This is a genomic window from Cupriavidus alkaliphilus, from assembly GCF_900094595.1.
Lineage (GTDB): Bacteria > Pseudomonadota > Gammaproteobacteria > Burkholderiales > Burkholderiaceae > Cupriavidus > Cupriavidus alkaliphilus.
Window position 1 is genome coordinate 1 of record NZ_FMAD01000019.1, and the last position, 15,262, is coordinate 15,262.

Consider the following 15,262-nt stretch of genomic DNA (forward strand, 5'->3'; position numbering starts at 1 on the left):
AGATTATGCAGAGCTTTCTTCGTTTCGTCAACCGTTCGCAGCAATCTTTTTTGCTGCCGTCAGCGCTGCAAACCTCGCTGCGCCAACCTCCCGGCTAACCCCGCAACCCTTGCTGCGCCTGCCTTGCAGGGGCCGCGTTGTGTTGCGAGGGGGCGAATAGTAGGCCGGTTTCGCCGCCCTTGCAACACCTTTGTCACGACGATGCGCTAAACGTTCCCGCGGTTCTCGCGTAAAGCCTTGAACGGCAACGGAAAATCGCCCCGACACGTGATCAAAACGAGGCAATACCCCTGCTTGTTCCACGGGTATTCCCTGATCCCAGCGCTTAACGGTGCTGGAAATCCGGGCTGCGCTTCTCCACAAAGGCGGCCATGCCCTCCTTCTGGTCTTCGGTGGCGAAGGTGGCGTGGAACAGGCGTCGCTCGAAGTGAACGCCCTCTGCCAGCGTGGTCTCGTAGGCCGCGTTGACCGATTCCTTGATCATCATGACCACCGGCAGCGAGAACCCGGCGATGGTCTCTGCCGCCGCCAGCACTTCTTCCAGCAGCTTGTCGGCCGGCACCACGCGCGACACCAGGCCGGAGCGCTCGGCTTCGGCGGCGTCCATCATGCGCGAGGTCAGGCACAGGTCCATCGCCTTCGCCTTGGAAACCGCGCGCGGCAGGCGCTGCGTGCCGCCCGCGCCGGGCATGGTGCCGAGCTTGACCTCGGGCTGGCCGAACTTGGCCGAGTCCGCGGCGATGATGATGTCGCACATCATCGCCAGCTCGCAGCCGCCGCCCAGCGCATAACCGGCCACGCCCGCGATGACCGGCTTGCGGATCTTGCGGATGGTTTCCCAGTTGCGGGTGATGTAGTCGCCCTTGTAGACGTCCATGAAGGAGTACTTGGCCATCATGCCGATATCGGCGCCGGCGGCGAAGGCACGCTCGCTGCCGGTGATGACGATGGCGCCGATACCGTCATCCTGATCGAAGGCGGTCAGCGCGGCGCCCAGTTCATCCATCAGCGCATCATTGAGCGCATTCAGGGCCTTCGGACGGTTCAGCGTGACCAGGCCAACGCGGCCGCGGGTCTCGACCAGGATGTTTTCGTACGGCATGTCTTCTCCTATCTATGTGTGGTCAGGCGGATGGCATGTCGCCACCGGCTGCGGGCTATTCTGCCATCGGTTGCGGCGTGGCGGCGCCGGCTAGAGCATGTGCGCCAGGAATTCGCGGGTGCGCGCGTGGGCCGGCGCTCCGAACACGTCGCTGGGAGGGCCTTCCTCCAGAATCCGGCCCTCGTCCATGAACACGACGTGGTTCGCCACTTCCCGCGCAAACCCCATTTCATGGGTGACGACGAGCATGGTCATATGCTCCTCCGCCAGCTGCCGCATGGTGCGCAGCACCTCGCCGGTCAGTTCCGGATCCAGCGCCGAGGTCGGCTCGTCGAACAGCATGATGTCCGGTTCCATCGCCAGTGCGCGCGCGATCGCCACGCGCTGCTTCTGGCCGCCGGACAGCCGCGCCGGATAGCTGTCCCGCTTGGCCAGCAGGCCGACCTTGCGGAGCAGCTCCTCTGCCTTTGGAATCACCGCATCGCGCCGCAGCCCCTTGACGGTCACGGGCGCCTCGATGATGTTCTGCAGCACCGTCATGTGCGGAAACAGGTTGAACGACTGGAACACCATGCCCATCTTGCGGCAGATGCGGCGCACTTCGGCGTCCGCCACATAGCGGGCGGCACCGTCGGGGCCGGCGGCGGCCAGCGTTTCGCCCTCGATGTGCAGGGTGCCGCGGTCGATCACCTCGAGATGGTTCAGGCAGCGCAGCAAGGTGCTCTTGCCCGAGCCCGACGGGCCGATCACCGCGGTGACATCGCCCTTGCGCAAGGTCAGCGAAACGCCGCGCAAGACCTGCAACGGCCCGAACGACTTATAGATGTCCCGTGCCGCGATCATGACGCCGGACGCATCGTGGGAAGGGGCGCCGTTCGGGTTAGTCATCATGTTTGGCATAGCGTTTTTCTAGATTCTGGAAGAACCAGGTCAGAATCAGCGTCATCACCAGGTAGAAAAGCGCGGCGACGAGGAAAGGCGTGGTGGTGAAATCGCGCTGCACGATGCCGCGCGCGGTGCGCAGAATGTCGTTGAGCGCCAGCACGTAGATCAGCGAGGTGTCCTTGATCAGCGTAATGGTTTCATTGCTGACCGGCGGCAGCACGCGGCTGACCATCTGCGGCAGCACGACGCGCCGCATGGTCTGGAAGTAGGTCATGCCCAGCGCCTTGCTGGCCTCGTACTGGCCGCGGTCGACGGACTTGATCCCGGCGCGGAAGATTTCCGCGAAGTACGCGGCGTAGTTGAGCGCGAAGGCCACCACTGCCGCGGGAAAATCAGGCAGCCGCACGCCGATGACCGGCACGAACGGCAGCGCGAAATAGATAAACAGCATCTGCAGCATCAGCGGCGTACCGCGCATCAGCCAGATATAGCCGTTGACCAGGCCGCTCAGCAGCGGCCATGACGAAATGCGTGCCAGTGCCAGCGCAAGCCCGAGCGGCACCGACAGGGCGAGCGTGATGGCGAACAGCGACAGCGTGACTTTGGCACCCTGCGCCAGCGGCAGCAGAAGAGATAAGACGTAATCCATGCTCGCGCGTACAGAAGGAGGTAAGGCCTCCGGGAATCCCGGCAAACGGGTCCGGAGTTGGCGTGCCCCTCGCCTCAACCGCGAGGGGTGTCACGCCAGGTCTGGATTACTTGGTGATGTCGGCACCAAACCACTGGGTGGCGATACGCGCCGCGGTGCCGTCCTGCTTCATCGACGCCAGGGTCTGGTCGAGCTTGCCGAGCAGTTCGGCGTCATCCTTGCGCACGCCGACGCCGTAGTCCTCGGTGCCGAAGTTTTCCTCCAGCACGCGGTATTCGCCGGCACGCTTGCTGATCAGGTAGCGGCCCACCACTTCATCGACCACGATCGCGTCGAGGCGGCCCGCCGACAGGTCCATCAGCGCCGTCACGTTATCGCCGAAGGTCTTGAGCTCCTTCAGGCTCGCGGCAATCTGGCTTTCCTTCTTGATGGCATCCACCGCGCTGCTGCCGTCCTGCGCGCCGACGGTGCGGCCAGCCAGGTCGGCCTTGGCCTTCACTGGCGACTGGGCGCCGACGATGACGATCTGGTGGTTGGTCATGTAGGGCGCGGTAAAGCTGATGTTCTTCTTGCGCTCTTCGGTGATGGTCAGCCCGTTCCACAGCACATCGACGCGCTTGCCGTTCAGCTCCGCCTCCTTGGCGCTCCAGTCGATCGGCTTGAACTCGACCGTCATGCCCAGGCGGCGGCTGGCCTCCTTGGCCATGTCGATGTCGAAGCCGACCAGTTCATTGTTGGCATCGCGAAAACCCATCGGCGGGAAATTGTCGTCCAGGCCTACGATGATCTTGGCAGCCGTTTCCGTGCCGGCAGCCGGCGCGGGGGCGGATTCTTTCTTGCCGCACGCGGCGAACAGCGCGACGGACGAAATCAGGAGCAATGCGGCAAACTTCTTCATAGGATTTCCAATGCGATGGGAGAGCTCGCCAGGCTTCGCTTGCGCCGGCCGGCGGGTTTTCAGATTGTTGTTGGCAGCGCGATTATAGAGCGGTGCCGCAGGCCGGCATTGCGGGCTGGCCGGCATTCGCGCCCATCCCGCCTCGCCAGCGAGTAGAAAGTAGTGCTAACATTGCCCGACCGACTGGTCGGTTTATTTTAGAGGCCTGAGCCCGTATCGACCGCACCGACCGCGAGTTCCGGAGTCCTCGATTCCATCCGGCAGGAGACAACAATGCCCCCGACGTCCACGCCCGCTGGCCAGCCGGTCAGCATCGAGAGCGGCCCCATCCTGCTGGCATGGCAGGGTCCGGTCGCGGTCATCACGCTCAATCGTCCCGACAAGCTCAACAGCTTCACCCGCGCCATGCACCAGGCGCTGCAGCAGGCGCTCGACCATGTCGAGGCCGGCGGCGCCCGTGCCCTGCTGCTGACGGGCGCGGGCCGCGGTTTCTGCGCCGGCCAGGACCTGGCCGACCTGGATTTCACGCCTGGGCACATGACCGACCTCGGCGAACTGATCGACACCTGGTTCAATCCGCTGATCCGACGCCTGCAGGCCCTGCCGCTGCCGGTGGTAGCGGCGGTCAACGGCACCGCGGCCGGTGCCGGCGCCAACCTGGCGCTGGCCTGCGACATGGTGCTGGCGGCGCGCTCCGCCAGCTTTATCCAGGCCTTCGTCAAGATCGGGCTGGTACCGGATTCGGGCGGCACCTGGCTGCTGCCGCAGCGCATCGGCATGGCGCGCGCACTGGGCCTGGCCATGACCGGCGAGCGCCTGAGCGCCGAGGAGGCCGAAACCTGGGGCCTGGTGTGGCAGACCATGGACGACCCGCTGCTGCCGGAACAGGCGCTGGCACTGGCCACGCACCTGGCCGCGCAGCCGACGCGCGCGCTGGCCGCGATCAAGCGCGCCATGTATGCCAGCGCCACGGCCACGCTCGACGCCCAGCTCGACCTCGAACGCGACCTGCAGCGGGAGCTTGGCCAGTCCGCCGACTATGCCGAGGGGGTCAACGCCTTCCTCGCCAAGCGCGCCCCGCACTTCACCGGCAAGTAGACCGCGGGCCCGCCCCGCATTCCCTGACAGGAGACCAGCTTGAAACAGGACCCCCAGGCCCTCGCGGAAGCCGCCGCGGCCGCGATGTATGAAGCCGACACCTGCAGCCGCTGGCTTGGCATCACGGTCGACGCGGTGCGGCCGGGCTTTGCGCGGCTGACCATGCCGGTGCGCAAGGAATTCCTCAACGGTCACGGCATCTGCCATGGCGGCCTGATGTTCACGCTGGCCGATTCGACCTTCGCTTTTGCCTGCAACAGCCATAACATCAACACCGTGGCGGCGGGCTGCAGCATCGAGTTCCTGCGGCCCGTGCACGGCGGCGACGTGCTCACCGCCGAGGCCACCGAGCAGGTTTTGTCCGGCCGGCACGGCATCTACGATATCCGCGTGACCAACGCCGCGGGCCAGGTGGTGGCGATGTTCCGCGGCAAGTCCGCGCAAATCAAGGGACACGTGGTGCCGCCGCCCGACGCAACCGAAGGCGCCTGAGCCAGCCCCGGCAAGATACTGAATACCAACGCCCCCATGCAGGAGACCCCATGAGCACGCGCCTGACCGACCTGCCCCTGGACCCGATCGAGACCGCCAGCCGCGCCGAGCTGCAGGCGTTGCAGCTGGAGCGCCTGAGATGGTCGCTCCACCACGCCTACGCCAATTCGCCGGTCTACCGGCGCAAGTTCGACGAGGCCGGCGTGCACCCGGACCAGCTGCAATCGCTGGCCGACCTGGCCCGCTTTCCGTTCACCAGCAAGCAGGACCTGCGCGACAACTACCCGTTCGGCATGTTCGCGGTGCCGCAGGACCGGGTGGCGCGCATCCATGCCTCCTCGGGCACCACCGGCAAGCCGACCGTGGTCGGCTACACGCTGCAGGACATCGACAACTGGGCTACCGTGATGGCGCGCTCGATCCGCGCCTCGGGCGCGCGGCGCGGCGACAAGGTGCATATCAGCTACGGCTACGGACTCTTCACCGGCGGACTGGGCGCGCACTACGGGGTCGAGAAGGCCGGCCTGACCGCGATCCCGTTCGGCGGCGGGCAGACCGAGCGGCAGGTGCAACTGATCCAGGACTTCAAGCCGGAAGTGATCATGGTGACCCCCAGCTACATGCTGGCAATCGCCGACGAATTCGAGCGCCAGGGCATCGACCCGGCCAGCACCTCGCTGCGCGTGGGCATCTTCGGCGCCGAGCCGTGGACGCCGGAGATGCGGCTGGCGATCGAGAAGCGCATGGGCATTTCCGCGGTTGATATCTATGGCCTGTCGGAAGTGATGGGGCCGGGCGTGGCCAACGAATGCGCCGAGACCAAGGACGGCCCCACCATCTGGGAAGACCATTTCTACCCGGAGATCATCGACCCCGACACCGGCGCGGTGCTGCCCGACGGCGAGTTCGGCGAACTGGTGTTCACCTCGCTGACCAAGGAAGCCATGCCGGTGGTGCGCTACCGTACGCGCGACCTGACCCGGTTGCTGCCGGGCACGGCACGCGCGGCTTTTCGCCGCATGGAGAAGGTCACCGGCCGGACCGACGACATGATGATCGTGCGCGGCGTCAACGTGTTTCCGTCGCAGATCGAGGAACTGATCCTCAGGCACGCCGAGCTGGCGCCGCACTACCAGTGCGTGCTGGCCAAGGAAGGCCACCTCGATACGCTGACGGTGCGGGTGGAATGCGCGCATGGCAGCGACACGCCGCGGGCGCACAGCGCGCGCGAGCAGCTGGCGCACGAGATCAAGTCTTATATCGGCGTGACCGCCGGGATCGAGGTGCTGCCTGAGGGCGGGATCGAGCGGTCAGTGGGGAAAGCGAAGCGAATCGTGGATCAGCGCAAGCGCTGAAGCCGCCGTTGTGCTCGCCGCCCGCTTGCGGGCGAGGGGAAACCCACTGCCTTCCCCCACTGCCTTCCGCTAGCTGCGCGGCATCAGCACCCACATCCTGCCGCCCTGCTTCATCCGTCCGGCGGTCTCGCCGGCGGCATCGCCGGCGCCCCAGAAGAAGTCCGCACGCACGCCGCCCTTGATGGCGCTGCCGGTATCCTGAGCGAACATCAGGCGCTGGATCGGCTCGGTCGACAGCGGGCGCGTGGTCGACAGGAACACCGGCACGCCCAGCGGGATCGTGGCCGGGTCGACCGCGATCGAGCGCTCCGCGGTCAGCGGCACGCCCAGCGCGCCCACCGGGCCGTCATTGTTCGGCGGCAGCTCGCGGAAGAAGACAAAGCGCGGGTTGATGTTCAGCATCTCTTCGACGCGGCCCGGGTTGGCCCGCGCCCAGGCCTTGATGCCCTGCATGGTGGCCTGCGCCGGGGTGATCTCGCCGCGGTCCAGCAGCCACTTGCCGAACGAGCGAAACGGCTGGTCGTTGGTGCCGCCAAAACCCACGCGCATCATGCTGCCATCCGCCATGCGGATGCGGCCCGAGCCCTGGATCTGCAGGAAGGCGGCCTCGACCGCGTCGTCGACCCAGACCAGTTCGTTGCCGCGCATGGCCGGGCTCTGCAGCAGCTCGGCGCGCGCCGGCAGCGCGCGGTTGCCGAACTGCGCCGGCTTGCGGTACAGCGGCACCTGGAACCTGCCCTGGCGCGTGCGCGAGCCATGCAGGATCGGCTCGTAGTAGCCGGTGATCAGGCCGCTGTCGGTGCCGTCGCCGTTGACCACGCGGTAGGGCTGGAAGTTGCTTTCGAAGTACGCGCGCATGGCGTTGATGTCGCCGGCATTGACCATCATGCCGGCGGCGCAGGCGCGGCTCCATTCCGCGCGCTTCTTCAGCGCCTGGCAGCTTTGCTGCAGCGCCGGCCAGGCGGCGCGCACATCATCCTGGGCCCAGCCGCCGATCTCGGCCCAGCTGGCCGCCTGCAGCCGGCCCTTTTGCGACGACGCCGTCGGCGGCGCGGTGCCGGACGGGGTGGTCTCGATGCGCGGCGGCGGGCCGCTCATGCAGCCGGCCAGCAGCACCGCGGCGCCGGCCAGCGCGAGCCAGCCGCGCAGGCGGCGCGCCGGCGGAGAAGAAACCTGGGAAACCTGGGGAGTCGGGAAAGCGTCCGCGTATGCCATCTTGCTATTGTTCAAAGTTCTCGGGGGCGCAGCCTGGGGCGCCGCATGGCGCCGGATTGCCCCTACAATGCCACCGTCATCCGTCAACCACCGCCTGCGCCCCCGCGGGCCGCGCTGCATCTGCCATGAGCAAGTTCTTCGAAGCCCATCCCATGCTGCTGTTCGCCCTGGAAGCCGGCGTGGCGCTGTTCCTGCTGATCTTTATCGTGGTCTGGACCATGGGCACGGCAAAAAAGCATCCGCGCCCCACCCGCGCGCCGTCGGAACATCCGTCGCGCCAGCAGCCGGCGCAGGGAGAGCCGCCAGCGCCGCAGCAGGATCAGGACAGCGCACCGCGGCCGTAGGTTCCCGGCACGTTCAGTGCAGCATGCGCGGCAGCACCAGCGCGAATTCAGGAATCGGCACCTCGAAGCGGTGGCCGTCCTCGGCCACGCAGAAGTATTCGCCCTTCATCGAGCCCACCGGGGTCGAGATCGTGGCCCAGCTGGTGTACTCGAAATGCTCGCCCGGCTTGAGCAGCGGCTGGTGGCCGACCACCCCCAGCCCGGCGACTTCCTGCGTGCCGTTGTCGCTGTCGGTGATGATCCAGTGGCGCGAGATCAGCTGCGCCGCGACCTCGCCGGTGTTGTGGATGGTGATGGTGTAGGCGAAGGCATGGCGCCCGCGCTCGGGGTCGGACTGGTCCGGCAGGTACTGGGTGCGCACCGACACGGAGAAGGCGTACTCGCTCATTTGGGCAGGGCCGGCGGCGGGACCGGCCGGCAGGGAAATGGGTAGCCGCATTGTGCGGGATGGGCGCGGGACGGGCAAGAGCGCGGGTCCGGCGCCGGCCGGACGCGATCGCCCCGGGCGGGCGTAGAATAGCGGTCTTTCAACGCCGTGCCGCCCGCCGTGGCCCCGGCCGCCCTTGCCGCACTTGCCGCCCAGCTGGTGTTCGCGGCCTGGCGGCGGCGCCCGCGGCCCGCTGCCAGCGGCGATAACAGCATTCCCTGCATTCACCGCGCGCCACCATGACCCAGCCCACCTTCCGCATCGCCCCTTCCATCCTGTCCGCCGACTTTGCCCGCCTGGGCGAGGAAGTGCGCCGCGTGACCGAGGCTGGCGCCGACTGGATCCACTTCGACGTGATGGACAACCATTACGTGCCCAACCTGACCGTGGGTCCGCTGGTGTGCGAGGCGATCCGCCCCCACGTGACCGCCCCCATCGACGTGCACCTGATGGTGCGCCCGGTGGACCGGATCATCCCGGACTTTGCCAAGGCCGGCGCCAACATCATCACCTTCCACCCCGAGGCCAGCGAACACGTCGACCGCTCGCTCGCGCTGATCCGCGACCACGGCTGCCAGGCCGGCCTGGTGTTCAACCCGGCCACGCCGCTGCACCACCTGGACCACGTGATGGACCGCCTGGACGTGATCCTGCTGATGTCGGTCAACCCGGGCTTCGGCGGCCAGTCGTTCATCCCCGAGACGCTGAACAAGCTGCGCGCCGTGCGCCAGCGCATCGACGCCTACACCGCGCGCACCGGCCGCACCATCCTGCTGGAAGTGGACGGCGGCGTGAAGGTCGACAACATTGCCGAGATCGCCGCGGCCGGCGCCGACACCTTCGTGGCCGGCTCGGCAGTATTCGGCAAGCCGGACGCCGACGGCGGCTACCGCGGCATCATCTCGGCGCTGCGCGGCGAACTGGCCAAGGCCGCCCGATGACCGGGGGCGTGGCGCTGCGCCGCGCCGACTGGCGCGGCATCGAAGGCGTGATCGTCGACCTGGACGGCACCATGGTCGACACCGCGGGCGACTTCCATGCATCGATTAACGCCATGCTGCTGACGCTGGGCCGCCAGCACCCCAACCTGGGGCCGGTGGCACCGATGTCAGAGCAGGAGATCGTCAGCTACGTCGGCAAGGGCTCGGAAAACCTGATCCGGCGGGTGCTCGACGCACGCTTTTCGCCGCTGCACGCCAACGGCCTCTTTGCCGATGCCTACGCGCTGTACGACCGCGAGTACATCCGCATCAACGGCCAGTTCTCGCAGGTCTACCCGGGCGTGCGCGAAGGCCTGGCGGCGATGAAGGCGGCCGGGCTGCGCCTGGCCTGCGTGACCAACAAGCCTTACAGCTTCACCGAGCCGCTGCTGGCCAAGACCGGCCTGGCCCAGTACTTCGAACTGGTCTATGGCGGCGATGCCTTCCCCCTGCGCAAGCCCGACCCGTTCCCGCTGCTGAAAGTGGCCGACGCCTTCGGCCTGGAGCCGTCGGCGATGGCAGCGCTGGGCGACTCCGAAAACGACGCGCAGGCAGCCCGCGCGGCCGGCATGGGAGTGCTGCTGGTGCCCTATGGCTACAACCATGGCAACCCTGTACAAGGCGTCGACGCCGATGGTATAGTCGACTCCATTGCCCATGCCGCAGCGCTTTTTGCCGCACACTGGGCCGGTCATCGATAGTCCGTCGATCCCGACCAAATCCTGAACCTTCAATGTTTCTCAACCGCAAACGCATCTCTTCTGGCAGTGATCGGCAGGCCTGGCCCTGGCGTCGCTGGCGCGCCTCCCAACAGGCGTAAAGTGCGTTCGCGAGTCTGCTGACACGCCTTCGATCCGAAGGCGTTGCCACCACCGGCCCAGGCGACCAGCCATGCCGGGCATCACTACCCAAACCCGCCAAAAGCCAGCGTAGTCTGATTTCTCTGCTACGTTTAGCTCAAGAACGCGCCGCACGCCCTCCTTCCGGCCGTGTGCAGCCTTGTCCGCAAGCTGGCTGCATCACGGTCCGCAACCGGGGCGGAATTCCCATACGCTCCAGCCAACTCTGCCGACAAGCGGCACCGCGCCTGCCATCGCCTGCGGCGCGGGCCGAACAAGAGGACCGACATGACCGAACTGGAATTCAAATCGCTGGCCGACCAGGGCTACAACCGCATCCCGCTGATCGCCGAAGCCTTTGCCGACCTGGAAACGCCGCTGTCGCTGTACCTGAAGCTGGCCCAGTCGCAGACCCGCGGGGTCAACACCTTCCTGCTGGAATCGGTGGTCGGCGGCGAGCGCTTCGGGCGCTATTCCTTCATCGGCCTGCATGCCCGCACGCTGCTGCGCGCCTTCGGCACCCGCACCGAGGTGGTGACCGACGGCAAGGTGGTGGAAACCCACGAAGGCAATCCGCTGGACTTCATCGCCGCGTTCGAAAAGCGCTTCAAGGTGGCGCTGCGCCCCGGCCTGCCCCGCTTCTGCGGCGGCCTGGCGGGCTACTTCGGCTACGACGCGGTGCGCTATATCGAGAAGAAGCTCGCCAACACACAGAAGCCCGACGACCTCAACCTGCCCGACATCCAGCTGCTGCTGTGCGAAGAGCTGGCGGTGATCGACAACCTGTCGGGCAAGCTCTACCTGATCGTCTACGCCGACCCGACCACGCCCGAGGCCTATTCCCGCGCGCGCCAGCGCCTGCGCGAGCTGCGCATGAAGCTGCGCCAGCCGGTCGACGTGCCGGTGACCAGCCCGTCGGTGCAGACCGAGGTCTACCGCGAGTTCGCCAAGGCCGACTACCTGGCCGCGGTGCACAAGGCCAAGGAATACATCATGGCCGGCGACATGATGCAGGTGCAGATCGGCCAGCGCCTGGTCAAGCCCTACCGCGATGCGCCGCTGTCGCTGTACCGCGCGCTGCGCTCGCTGAATCCGTCGCCGTACATGTACTTCTACAACTTCGGCGACTTCCAGGTGGTGGGCGCCTCGCCCGAAATCCTGGTGCGCCAGGAAGAGCGCAAGGTCGGCACCAATGGCGAAAACGGCGGCGACACCCGCAGCGAACACATCGTCACCATCCGCCCGCTGGCCGGCACGCGCCCGCGCGGCAATACGCCGGACAAGGACGCGCAGCTGGCGACCGAACTGCTCAACGACCCGAAGGAGATCGCCGAGCACGTGATGCTGATCGACCTGGCGCGCAATGACATCGGCCGCATTGCCGAGACCGGTTCGGTCAAGGTCACCGACAAGATGGTGATCGAGAAATACTCGCACGTGCAGCATATCGTGAGCTCGGTCGAGGGCACGCTGCGCGAGGGCATGAGCAACCTCGACGTGTTGCGCGCGACCTTCCCGGCCGGCACGCTGTCGGGCGCGCCCAAGGTCCATGCGATGGAGATCATCGACGAGCTCGAGCCGCGCAAGCGCGGCATCTATGGCGGCGCGGTGGGCTACCTGTCGTTCGGCGGCGAGATGGACCTGGCCATCGCCATCCGCACCGGCATCGTCAAGGACGGCAACCTCTATGTGCAGGCCGCCGCCGGCATCGTCGCCGATTCGGACCCCGAAGCCGAATGGAGGGAAACCGAGGCCAAGGCGCGCGCCGTGATCCGCGCCGCCGAGCAGGTCCAGGATGGCCTGGACTCCGACATCTGAGAGAACAGGAGACAGACGCCATGCTGCTGATGATCGACAACTACGATTCGTTCACCTACAACCTGGTCCAGTACTTCGGCGAACTGGGCGTGGACGTGCGCACCTATCGCAACGACGAGATCACCATCGAGGAAATCGAGGCACTGAAGCCCGACCATATCTGCGTGTCGCCCGGCCCGTGCAGCCCCAAGGAGGCCGGCATTTCGGTGGCGGCGCTGCAGCACTTCGCCGGCAAGATCCCCATGCTCGGCGTGTGCCTGGGCCACCAGGCCATCGGCGAAGCCTTTGGCGGCAAGGTGATCCGCGCCAAGCAGGTGATGCACGGCAAGGTCAGCACCATCGAGACCACGCAGCAAGGCGTGTTCAGCGGGCTGCCCAGGCACTTCGACGTGACGCGCTATCATTCGCTGGCGATCGAGCGCGAGACCCTGCCCGATTGCCTGGAGATCACCGCCTGGACCCCGGACGGCGAGATCATGGGCGTGCGCCACAAGACGCTCGCCGTCGAAGGCGTGCAGTTCCATCCCGAGTCGATCCTGTCCGAGCACGGCCATGCGATGCTGGCCAACTTCGTCAAGGCGCCGCGATGAGACTGCTCGATTCCGCGCCTGCCAGCCCCCATCACGCCACCGCACCCATCCCGCAGACTGCCAACGAGAACGCCATGATCACGCCGCAAGAAGCCCTGACGCGCTGCATCGAACACCGCGAAATCTTCCATGACGAGATGCTGCACCTGATGCGGCAGATCATGCAGGGCCAGATCTCGCCGGTGATGGCCGCGGCGATCCTGACCGGGCTGCGCGTCAAGAAGGAAACCATCGGCGAGATCTCCGCGGCCGCGCAGGTGATGCGCGAGTTCGCCAACAAGGTGCCGGTGAAGGATCGCGGGAACTTCGTCGATATCGTCGGCACCGGCGGCGACGGCTCGCACACCTTCAATATCTCGACCGCGTCGATGTTCGTTGCCGCCGCCGCCGGGGCGAAGATCGCCAAGCACGGCAACCGCGGCGTCAGCTCCAAGTCGGGCAGCGCCGACGTGCTGGAGGCGCTGGGCGTGAACATCATGCTGACGCCCGAGCAGGTCGGCCAGTGCATCGAAGAGACCGGTATCGGCTTCATGTTCGCGCCCACGCACCACCCGGCAATGAAGAACGTCGCGCCGATCCGCAAGGAAATGGGCGTGCGCACGATCTTCAATATCCTGGGGCCGCTGACCAATCCGGCCGATGCGCCCAACATTCTGATGGGCGTGTTCCATCCCGACCTGGTCGGCATCCAGGTGCGGGTGATGCAGCGCCTGGGCGCGCAGCACGCCATCGTGGTGTACGGCAAGGACGGCATGGACGAGGTCTCGCTCGGTGCCGCGACGCTGGTGGGCGAACTGAAGGACGGCGAAGTGCGCGAGTACGAGATCCACCCCGAGGACTTCGGCCTGTCGATGATCTCCAACCGCGGCCTGAAGGTCGCCGATGCCGCCGAGTCGAAGGACATGCTGCTCGAGGCGCTGTCCAACGCGCCCGGCACGCCGCGCGAGATCGTGACGCTGAACGCAGGCACCGCGCTGTACGCTGCCAACGTGGCGGACTCGGTCGAGGACGGCATCCGCCGCGCGCGCGAAGCCATCGCCAGCGGCGCGGCCCGGCAGAAGCTCGACACCTTCGTGCGGGCCACGCAGCAGTTCAAGTAAGAGACGCCGATATGTCCGACATCCTGCAGAAAATCCTGGCTGTAAAGGCCGACGAAGTCGCCGCCGCGCGCAAGCGGCGCGACCTGCCCAGCCTGCGCGCCGAGGCCGAAAGCCTGCGCACCGAGGCCGGCTTCGCGCCGCGCGGCTTCGAGCGCGCGCTGCGCGACAAGATCGCCGCCGGCCACGCCGGCGTGATCGCCGAGATCAAGAAGGCCTCGCCGTCCAAGGGCGTGCTGCGCGAGCAGTTCCTGCCCGAGGCCATCGCCGAGAGCTACGCCGCCCACGGCGCAGCCTGCCTGTCGGTGCTGACCGACGAGCATTTCTTCCAGGGCCACGCCGACTACCTGAGGCGCGCCCGCGGCGCCTGCCCGCTGCCGGCGCTGCGCAAGGACTTCATGGTCGACCTGTACCAGGTCTATGAAGCGCGCACCTGGGGCGCCGACTGCATCCTGCTGATCGTCGCGGCGCTGGATCCGGGACTGATGGCCGACCTGGAAGCCTGCGCGCACGAGCTTGGCATGGACGTGCTGGTGGAAGTCCATGGCGGCGACGAACTCGACGTGGCGCTGCGGCTGAAGACGCCGCTGCTGGGCGTGAACAACCGCAACCTGCGCACCTTCGAGGTCTCGCTGGACAACACCCTCGAGCTGCTGCCGCGGATGCCGGCCGACAAGCTGGTGGTGACCGAGTCCGGCATCCTCGGCCCCGGCGATGTGCAGCGCATGCGCGACGCGGATGTGCACGCGTTCCTGGTGGGCGAGGCGTTCATGCGGGCGAAGGATCCGGGAGTGGAGCTGGCGCGGTTGTTCGGCTGATTCCCAACCGCCATGCCCCAGGAAATCGAACTCAAGCTCGCCGTCACCGACGCCGCCCTTGCCCCGCTGGCCGCCTGGCTCGACGCCAACGGCCAGCCGCAAGGCGAGGCCACGCTGCTCAATGTCTACCTCGACACGCCCGGGCGCGACCTGGCGCAGGCGCGCGCCGCGCTGCGCCTGCGCCGCAAGGGCGCGCAGTGGCTGCAGACGCTGAAGACCGCCGGCAGCAGCCAGGGCGGACTGGCTACGCGGCATGAATGGGAGACCGCCATCGCCGGCGATGCCATCGAGCTGCAAGCTTTTCCGGCCGAGGCACAAGCCGTGCTGGCGCCGATGACCGGCAGCCTGACGCCGGTGTTCCGCACCGACTTCGTCCGCCGCAGCTGGATCGTCACGCAGGACGGCGCGCGCATCGAAGCCGCGCTCGACACCGGCACCATCACCGCGCCGGCCAGTGCCGCGCAGGAGCGCATCCAGGAACTCGAGCTGGAATGGCTCGATGGCGATGCCGCGCACGCCGCCGATGCGCTGCGCGCCTTCGCCGCACGGCTTGCCGCCGTGGTGTCACTGGCGCCCTCGGACCTGAGCAAGGCGGCGCGCGGCTATCGCCTGGCCGGAATCGCCGAGGGCAAGGCGTCATAATCGCGGTTTTCCC

General features: G+C 67.1%; 17 protein-coding genes. 11 read left to right on the forward strand and 6 right to left on the reverse strand.

Features of this window, described 5'->3' with window-relative positions; translation table 11 throughout:
• Window positions 1–325: 325 nt before the first annotated feature.
• The 4 genes from GA0116996_RS26980 to GA0116996_RS26995 all read right to left on the reverse strand — a co-directional run bounded on the left by GA0116996_RS26980 (window position 326) and on the right by GA0116996_RS26995 (window position 3,534).
• On the reverse strand, window positions 326–1,102 hold the full coding sequence (locus GA0116996_RS26980) for an enoyl-CoA hydratase (protein ID WP_092317912.1): 777 nt from the start codon (window positions 1,100–1,102) through the stop codon (window positions 326–328).
• 90 nt (window positions 1,103–1,192) lie between these two features.
• Window positions 1,193–1,945 carry an amino acid ABC transporter ATP-binding protein gene (locus tag GA0116996_RS26985; protein ID WP_092317915.1) on the reverse strand — a complete coding sequence of 251 codons (753 nt, stop codon included), beginning with the start codon at window positions 1,943–1,945 and terminating at the stop codon, window positions 1,193–1,195.
• Window positions 1,946–1,982: 37 nt separating this feature from the next.
• Complete coding sequence (locus tag GA0116996_RS26990; protein ID WP_092317918.1) at window positions 1,983–2,636, reverse strand: amino acid ABC transporter permease; 654 nt, start codon at window positions 2,634–2,636, stop codon at window positions 1,983–1,985.
• Between the two features lie 106 nt (window positions 2,637–2,742).
• Window positions 2,743–3,534: an amino acid ABC transporter substrate-binding protein gene (locus GA0116996_RS26995; RefSeq protein ID WP_092317921.1), complete on the reverse strand. Its 792-nt coding sequence runs from the start codon at window positions 3,532–3,534 to the stop codon at window positions 2,743–2,745.
• A gap of 273 nt (window positions 3,535–3,807) precedes the next feature.
• Between GA0116996_RS26995 and paaG the strand changes: the two genes are divergently transcribed.
• The 3 genes from paaG to paaK are packed head-to-tail and all read left to right on the forward strand — an operon-like array spanning window position 3,808 to window position 6,479.
• Window positions 3,808–4,632 carry a 2-(1,2-epoxy-1,2-dihydrophenyl)acetyl-CoA isomerase PaaG gene (gene paaG / locus GA0116996_RS27000; protein ID WP_092317924.1) on the forward strand — a complete coding sequence of 275 codons (825 nt, stop codon included), beginning with the start codon at window positions 3,808–3,810 and terminating at the stop codon, window positions 4,630–4,632.
• 39 nt (window positions 4,633–4,671) lie between these two features.
• The gene (gene paaI / locus GA0116996_RS27005; protein WP_092317927.1) at window positions 4,672–5,124 is read left to right on the forward strand and encodes a hydroxyphenylacetyl-CoA thioesterase PaaI; all 453 of its coding nucleotides are present in this window, start codon (window positions 4,672–4,674) and stop codon (window positions 5,122–5,124) included.
• A gap of 50 nt (window positions 5,125–5,174) precedes the next feature.
• Window positions 5,175–6,479, forward strand: a complete 1,305-nt coding sequence (gene paaK, locus GA0116996_RS27010; RefSeq protein ID WP_092317930.1) for a phenylacetate--CoA ligase PaaK — start codon at window positions 5,175–5,177, stop codon at window positions 6,477–6,479.
• Window positions 6,480–6,548: 69 nt separating this feature from the next.
• Here paaK and mltA read toward each other — a convergent pair whose 3' ends face one another.
• On the reverse strand, window positions 6,549–7,694 hold the full coding sequence (gene mltA, locus GA0116996_RS27015) for a murein transglycosylase A (protein WP_092317933.1): 1,146 nt from the start codon (window positions 7,692–7,694) through the stop codon (window positions 6,549–6,551).
• Window positions 7,695–7,819: 125 nt separating this feature from the next.
• Here mltA and GA0116996_RS27020 point away from each other — a divergent pair, with 125 nt between their 5' ends.
• Window positions 7,820–8,038: a hypothetical protein gene (locus GA0116996_RS27020; protein ID WP_092317936.1), complete on the forward strand. Its 219-nt coding sequence runs from the start codon at window positions 7,820–7,822 to the stop codon at window positions 8,036–8,038.
• 13 nt (window positions 8,039–8,051) lie between these two features.
• Here GA0116996_RS27020 and apaG read toward each other — a convergent pair whose 3' ends face one another.
• Window positions 8,052–8,426, reverse strand: coding sequence for a Co2+/Mg2+ efflux protein ApaG (apaG, locus tag GA0116996_RS27025; protein ID WP_012353991.1), 375 nt, complete (start codon window positions 8,424–8,426; stop codon window positions 8,052–8,054).
• A 278-nt stretch (window positions 8,427–8,704) separates the two neighbouring features.
• On the opposite strand from apaG, the gene rpe reads away from it, so the two are divergent.
• The 7 genes from rpe to GA0116996_RS27060 all read left to right on the forward strand — a co-directional run bounded on the left by rpe (window position 8,705) and on the right by GA0116996_RS27060 (window position 15,249).
• Window positions 8,705–9,406, forward strand: coding sequence for a ribulose-phosphate 3-epimerase (gene rpe, locus GA0116996_RS27030; protein ID WP_092317939.1), 702 nt, complete (start codon window positions 8,705–8,707; stop codon window positions 9,404–9,406).
• Window positions 9,403–10,146 carry a phosphoglycolate phosphatase gene (gph, locus tag GA0116996_RS27035; RefSeq protein WP_092317942.1) on the forward strand — a complete coding sequence of 248 codons (744 nt, stop codon included), beginning with the start codon at window positions 9,403–9,405 and terminating at the stop codon, window positions 10,144–10,146. The genes rpe and gph overlap by 4 nt, the downstream gene beginning before the upstream one ends.
• Before the next feature lie 426 nt (window positions 10,147–10,572).
• Window positions 10,573–12,102 (forward strand): anthranilate synthase component I, encoded by a 1,530-nt coding sequence (gene trpE / locus GA0116996_RS27040; protein ID WP_092317945.1) that lies wholly within the window; start codon window positions 10,573–10,575, stop codon window positions 12,100–12,102.
• Window positions 12,103–12,122: 20 nt separating this feature from the next.
• On the forward strand, window positions 12,123–12,692 hold the full coding sequence (locus GA0116996_RS27045) for an aminodeoxychorismate/anthranilate synthase component II (RefSeq protein ID WP_092317948.1): 570 nt from the start codon (window positions 12,123–12,125) through the stop codon (window positions 12,690–12,692).
• 74 nt (window positions 12,693–12,766) lie between these two features.
• On the forward strand, window positions 12,767–13,792 hold the full coding sequence (trpD, locus tag GA0116996_RS27050; protein WP_092318104.1) for an anthranilate phosphoribosyltransferase: 1,026 nt from the start codon (window positions 12,767–12,769) through the stop codon (window positions 13,790–13,792).
• Between the two features lie 11 nt (window positions 13,793–13,803).
• Entirely contained in the window at window positions 13,804–14,607 is an 804-nt protein-coding gene (trpC, locus tag GA0116996_RS27055) for an indole-3-glycerol phosphate synthase TrpC (protein ID WP_092317951.1), read from the forward strand.
• A gap of 12 nt (window positions 14,608–14,619) precedes the next feature.
• Window positions 14,620–15,249: a CYTH domain-containing protein gene (locus tag GA0116996_RS27060; RefSeq protein WP_092317954.1), complete on the forward strand. Its 630-nt coding sequence runs from the start codon at window positions 14,620–14,622 to the stop codon at window positions 15,247–15,249.
• The last annotated feature ends 13 nt before the right edge of the window (window positions 15,250–15,262 follow it).